The following is a 6,778-nucleotide window of genomic DNA, read 5'->3' as shown; positions in this document are numbered from 1 at the left end:
TCACCGGCGAGTACAGAAAGGCTGATCAGAAATGACGAGGTCTTCTTCCTTTCCAACTTGGTATTTTTACGCGCCTATTTTCTTCTGAATATATCTCTGTTTTTGACGTTAATCACATCATAAATGGCCATGTTAACTAACCTATATTGTTCCTTAAACAAGGAGGGTCTACTTACTTATCACCCTCACCTAAGTTGGTTTGTTATTTTTTAATGTGACTCTTATCTGGTTTTTTTACCTGCCTTGACTGCCTATGGTGGTTGATGTTTCTGTTTTGTTAATTCTAAATCGTATATTATTCTTGGTGAATTATTCAGTGTCGTGTTTTTATGATCTGCGGATTTGAGATGAGCTTTTAGCGTATAGTGCTGATATGTTCAGTGCTGGTGCGGTATGCACTAAATTGGTATTACCAATATTAAATGCAGTTTATCCGCATAACTATCTACACACATTGCTTCTTATCTGCACAGTATCGACTTTTTATCCTCTATTTGTTGCTTTTCTGTGAGTTTTTTGCCAAATTGATGCCCTTGTTAATTGTCAGAATAATATACTGACAAGAATGGATTCAATTTGTATCAGTATGTTTGCGCGTAATACTGGTATCAGACAGGGCAGAAAACTGTCAAAGCAGTAGAGGTCTGATAAATGTCGCTATTAGAAGTTAAAAACCTTCGTATTGAGTACCCATCTCGTCATGGGGTGCACGCTGCGGTTAAATCACTTTCGTTCAGTATTGAGCGAGGCGAGATTGTGGGTGTTGTTGGTGAATCTGGAGCCGGTAAATCAACCGTAGGTAATGCCGTTATTGATCTGCTTAGCCCTCCAGGCTTGATCGCTGATGGAGAGGTGTTTTTAGATGGAGAAAAGGTTTCAGGCCTGACTCCCGAGGAGATGCGAAAAGTTCGCGGGTCGAAGATTGGTTTTATCTTCCAAGATCCTATGACCTCACTCAATCCTTTGTTTACGGTTGAGCATCAGCTAACCGAAACCATTCATGCCAATATGAAAGTAACAGATGAAGAAGCGTATCGACGTGCTTTGTCTCTTATGAATCAAGTGGGTATTCCGCAGCCAGAAAACCGCTTGAAGCAATATCCTCACCAGTTCTCTGGTGGTATGCGTCAGCGAGTGGTGATTGCGATCGCTTTAGCGGGTGAGCCGGATTTAATCATTGCCGATGAGCCGACAACGGCACTGGATGTTTCCATCCAAGATCAGATTCTCACTCTTATTCGCGATCTTTGTATTGAGAAAAATGTAGGCTGTATGTTGGTAACACACGACATGGGCGTGGTTTCTAACGTGACGGATCGTGTTGCGGTTATGTACCGTGGGGACTTGGTTGAGTTTGGGCCAACGGATAAAGTGCTGGGTAATCCTGATCACTCGTATACGCGAAGCCTTATTTCTGCAGTTCCTCGTTCGGATAGAAAGCTCGATCGCTTCCCACTGGTCAGTTACATCGAAGAAGCCCATGAAATGGCGCCGCTTGATGTGAAAAACCACTGGTTGGGTCAAAGCCAGGATCACCGTGACTACACGGGCTCCTTATTGAGCGTTGAAAACGTTAACTTACGCTTTGTGACGAAAGATTCGTTATTTGAAAGTCGTCGTGAGTTTGTACAGGCATCAAACAACGTGAGCTTTGATGTTATAGAGGGTGAAACCTTTGGATTGGTGGGCGAGTCTGGTTCAGGTAAGTCGACAATTGCACGTGTTATTGCCGGTCTATACGCACCAAATTCAGGCAAGGTATCGTTTGAAGGCATAGACTTAACCGCGCTGAAATCTGAGAAAGAGCGTCGTCCTCTTCGTCGTCAAATGCAGATGGTGTTCCAAAACCCATACACCTCAATGAACCCACGTATGAGAGTGTTTGACATCATTGCAGAGCCTATTCGTTTCCATAAATTGACTCGTAACGAAGCCGAAACTCGTCAGATTGTTCATGATCTCCTCGATCATGTTGGTTTAGGCCAGATGGCGGGTGTGAAGTACCCACATGAATTTTCGGGCGGTCAGCGTCAGCGTATTTCTATCGCTCGTGCACTGGCGACTCGTCCTCGTTTACTTATTTGTGATGAACCCACTTCTGCATTGGATGTGTCCGTTCAAGCTCAAATTCTAAACCTGCTGAAAGACCTGCAAGATGAGTTAAATCTCACCATGCTGTTTATCAGCCATGATTTACCGGTAATTCGCCAGATGTGTGATCGCGTTGGTGTGATGCAAATGGGTAAATTATTAGAAGTGGCACCAACAGAGCAGCTGTTTAACAGCCCTCAGCATGAATACAGTAAGCACCTCATTTCCTTAATGCCTGAATTTACAGGTTTAAGAGAAGACGCTAAAACGGCATAAGTCGTTTCGAATGCCTTATGAGTGGATACACATCACTCATTGGTATCGAAGAACCAAGTTTGTTTGAACATAACAAGCTCACTTGGACACAAATAGCAGATGCAAACACAACAACAGGGAATGTGATTCCCGCATAAGGAGTTATGCAATGAAAACCATGAAAAGCAAACTAGTCGTCGCAATGATGGCTGCTGGTCTTAGCCTTAGCGCTATGGCTGCAGATATTACAGTTGCGTATGACGCCGATCCAGTATCATTGGATCCGCAAGAGCAACTGTCTGGCGGCACAATGCAACTGTCTCACATGGTGTTTGATCCACTAGTACGCTTTAACCAAAATATGGAATTTGAGCCACGTTTGGCTGAGTCTTGGGATCGTGTTGATAACGAAACCATGCGCTTTAACCTTCGTAAAGGTGTGAAATTTCACTCGGGTAACGATCTGACGGCTGATGACGTAGTTTGGACATTCCAACGCCTTAAAGCTTCTCCAGACTTTAAAGGTATCTTTGCACCGCTTTTATCGGTGACAAAAGTAGATGATTTCACTGTTGAAGTGAAAACAGATGGTACCTACCCTCTGATTGAAAACGTTGCAACTTACATCTTCCCAATGGACAGCAAGTTCTACACGGGTACGACAGCTGACGGTAAAGACAAAGCTGAGCTTGTGAAGCACGGCAGTTCATTTGCATCGACTAACCTTTCTGGTACTGGCCCATTTGTTGTAAAAACACGTGAGCAAGGCGTACAAGTTGAATTTGAACGCTTTGACGGCTACTGGGATACACAATCTCCAGGTAACGTAGATAACATTAAACTTGTTCCTATCAAAGAAGACGCGACGCGTGTTGCTGCTTTATTGTCGGGCGGTGTTGATATGATTGCTCCTGTTGCGCCAAATGATTACAAGCGTATTCAAGATGCGGATAACGTTGAACTGTTCACTATGCCTGGTACGCGTGTTATCACATTCCAAATGAACCAGAACAGCAACCCTGCATTGAAAGACGTTCGTGTTCGTCAAGCGATTGTGTATGCGACTAACAATGAAGGTATCGCTAAGAAAGTCATGAAAGGCGCTGCGACGGCTGCTGGTCAGCAAAGCCCTGTTGGTTTCTCAGGCCACAATGAAGCACTAGTGCCTCGTTACGACCTTAAGAAAGCCAAAGCTCTGATGAAAGAAGCGGGTTACGAAAATGGTTTCTCATTATCAATGATGGCACCAAACAACCGTTACGTGAACGATGACAAGATTGCTCAAGCAACAGCGGCAATGCTGTCTAAAATCGGCATCAAAGTTGATTTGAAAACCATGCCTAAAGCGCAATACTGGCCTGAGTTTGATAAGTGTGCAGCAGACATGATGATGATCGGCTGGCACCCAGATACAGAAGATTCAGGTAACTTTACTGAATTCTTGGCAATGACGCGTAACGCTGATACAGGTAAAGGCCAGTATAACTGTGGTCATTACTCAAATGCAGAAGTTGATGCATTGGTAGAAGCTTCAAACAAAGAAACTGATTTAGCAAAACGTGGCGTTATGCTGAAGAAAGTGGAAGAAATATTGTACAACGAAGCAGCGTTCGTTCCTCTACACTGGCAAGATCCGTCATGGGCTGCTCAGAAAAATGTAGAAATTGGTCCTATCATCAATGGCATGAACTTCCCTTACTTTGGCGACCTAGTTGTTAAGTAATTGAAGATGTCAGCACCCAATCTGTGTCGATAAAGACACTGGTTGGGCGCTGATTATTATTTGGGTGCTTAACTTTGTTTCAGTCGAGTTAGGTGCCATTTTTCAGGCTGAAATCTTTCATTTTTTGAAAGTCATGGAAAGTTATTAAAGGGGCAAGGGATGTTTACGTTTCTGGTCAAGCGCCTGTTTCAGGCACTGATAGTGATGTTTGTGATCAGTTTAGTGGCGTTTGCCATCCAAGATAATTTGGGTGATCCGTTACGCGAACTTGTTGGGCAGTCGGTTTCCGAAGCTGAGCGTCAAGTTATGCGCGACGAGCTAGGTCTGAATGATCCCTTCATTACAAAATACACGCGCTTTATTAGCGCCGCCTTACAAGGTGACTTAGGTACATCTTACTTCTTCAAGCGACCAGCGGTTGATGTCATTTTAGACAAGTTGGTTGCCACATTAGAGCTCGTCTTTGGTGCGTCTCTAATCATTGTCTTTTGCTCTATTCCTTTGGGTGTGTATTCCGCCATTCACCCGAAAAGTGTGTTTACTAAAGCGGTCATGGCATTCAGTAGTATTGGTATATCCGTTCCTGTTTTCCTTACTGCGATCATGTTGATGTATGTATTTTCGATTGAACTTGGTTGGTTACCTTCTTACGGGCGAGGCGAAACCGCGAATGTCCTGGGTTGGGAATCGGGTTTCTTTACTGTTGATGGCCTTCGCCATTTAGTACTGCCATGCGTTTCTCTAGCATCGATCATGTTGCCATTGTTCATTCGATTAGTTCGCTCTGAAATGCTTGAAGTACTGAGCTCTGAATACATTAAGTTTGGTAAAGCTAAAGGCTTAGCCCTAAATAAAATTTACTACCAGCACGCGTTGAAAAACACCATGTTACCGGTATTGACCGTGGGTGGTGTTCAAATCGGTACTATGGTGGCTTACACCATTTTGACTGAAACCGTATTCCAATGGCCAGGCACAGGCTTTTTATTCTTAGAAGCCATCAACCGTGTTGATACACCACTTATTACCGCTTACGTTATTTTCGTTGGGCTAATATTTGTTGTGACTAATACAATCGTAGACTTGCTCTATGGCGTGATTAACCCAACTGTAAACTTAACGGGCAAGGGGTCTTAAAGATGAATGAAGTAGCCGCAGCTCCGAGTCGTTGGGAGCGTTTTAAAAATTCAGACATTGTTTACTATTTCTTGCGTGACAAAGTTGCCATGACGAGCTTTAGTATCTTTATGGTGTTCTTGGTGCTTGCGTTGGCCGCACCAATTCTATCGCCTACCGATCCTTATGATCTCTCTTCCATCGACATTATGGATTCAGAGCTTCCACCTTCTTGGATGGAAGATGGGGATGAGCGTTTTGCATTGGGAACCGATGAGCAAGGCCGTGATATTTTATCGACCATCCTATACGGTTCACGTCTATCGTTGACCATTGGCTTTTTAGCCGTGGGCTTACAACTGACGTTAGGTATCATTATTGGTTTGTCAGCGGGTTACTTTGGTGGCCGTATTGATAACTTTTTGATGCGTTTTGCTGATGTTCAGCTCTCTTTTTCAACCATGATGGTTGCCATCATTGTATCCGCGATTTTCAAAGCAAGCTTTGGTAGTGACTTCTATAGTCAATATGCGGTAGTGATGCTAGTGGTGATTATCGGTGTGGCTGAGTGGCCACAATATGCCCGAACCATTCGTGCATCAGTATTAGCGGAAAAGAAGAAAGAGTATGTCGAAGCAGCACGCGTGATGGGCTTTAAAGCGCCACGCATCATGTTCCGTCATATCTTACCGAACTGTTTATCGCCGATTTTAGTTATATCAACGGTTCAAATAGCGAATGCCATTATGTCTGAGGCGGCGCTGTCGTTCCTAGGGCTTGGCCTTCCTGTTGATCAGCCGTCACTCGGTGCATTAATCAGTATCGGTTTTAACTACATCTTCTCGGGTGCTTGGTGGATTACAGCTTTCCCTGGTTTGGTCCTTATTACGCTTGTTTTGGTGATTAACCTATTGGGTGACTGGTTACGTGATGTATTCAACCCTAAAATCTACAAAGGGTGATCAGAGACGATTGATTTTTTTCCGAAAATCTAACTAAACTAGAGCCGTAAGATATTACGGCTCTTTTTTTGCATTCAATTTAAGCTATTCCAGCCCCAACGAGCCAATCAAGGCACGACGATTTAAGGTTAATAGAAGTATGGATACGACGTTAGTAATCAAACCTAGAATGCTCGGATTGAAACTCCTAAGCATGGCCGTCATGGCGTTTCCATTGGTATCGCATTCTGTGTCGGCGGAAGAATTTTTATGTGATGCGACGCAAGCCTCGACGAATGAACTACCTGTTTTGGATAAGAGCTGCCCTATCGGAAAAGGGTTATGGGGCAATCAAAAACCGAAAGGAGCTCAATCGAGTTATTGGATTCAGTGTGGTGTGCTATCAAAACCTCTTTCATTAGCGAAAGCCAAAAGTATTTATCAACATATCTCAACCGATGTTTGGTCAAAGCCTGAAGATAAAGGATATCGCTGTCTTATCGGGCCTTATGATGACTTTTCAAACGCGCGGACAGAGCTTGCGAAAGTGAAGACGGAGCCTGAGTACAAAGAAGCGTTTATTCGCGAGGTGACTAAATCTAAGCAAGCAAGTAACACCAAGCCAAGTAAAGACACACAAACAAACCCTGCA

The 6,778-nt window shown here is 43.8% G+C and carries 5 protein-coding genes; all 5 read left to right on the top strand.

The features are described 5' to 3' along the window. Window positions 1-651: 651 nt before the first annotated feature. Window positions 652-2,367 (top strand): dipeptide ABC transporter ATP-binding protein, encoded by a 1,716-nt coding sequence (locus ACP45E_RS08795; RefSeq protein WP_017033150.1) that lies wholly within the window; start codon window positions 652-654, stop codon window positions 2,365-2,367. Between the two features lie 148 nt (window positions 2,368-2,515). After that, a complete protein-coding gene (locus tag ACP45E_RS08790) occupies window positions 2,516-4,069 on the top strand; it encodes an ABC transporter substrate-binding protein (protein WP_017033151.1) in 1,554 nt (517 codons plus the stop codon). Window positions 4,070-4,228: 159 nt separating this feature from the next. Next, on the top strand, window positions 4,229-5,206 hold the full coding sequence (locus ACP45E_RS08785; protein WP_017033152.1) for an ABC transporter permease: 978 nt from the start codon (window positions 4,229-4,231) through the stop codon (window positions 5,204-5,206). Between the two features lie 2 nt (window positions 5,207-5,208). Further along, the gene (locus ACP45E_RS08780) at window positions 5,209-6,147 is read left to right on the top strand and encodes an ABC transporter permease (protein ID WP_017033153.1); all 939 of its coding nucleotides are present in this window, start codon (window positions 5,209-5,211) and stop codon (window positions 6,145-6,147) included. A gap of 139 nt (window positions 6,148-6,286) precedes the next feature. Next, window positions 6,287-6,778 (top strand): SPOR domain-containing protein (locus tag ACP45E_RS08775; RefSeq protein WP_141707265.1); only part of this gene is annotated, 492 nt, incomplete at its 3' end.

Source organism: Vibrio genomosp. F10 str. 9ZD137, from assembly GCF_049974785.1.
Taxonomy (GTDB): Bacteria; Pseudomonadota; Gammaproteobacteria; order Enterobacterales; family Vibrionaceae; genus Vibrio.
The sequence above is the reverse complement of the archived record's forward strand: the minus strand, read 5'-3'. Positions and strand labels throughout refer to the sequence as shown.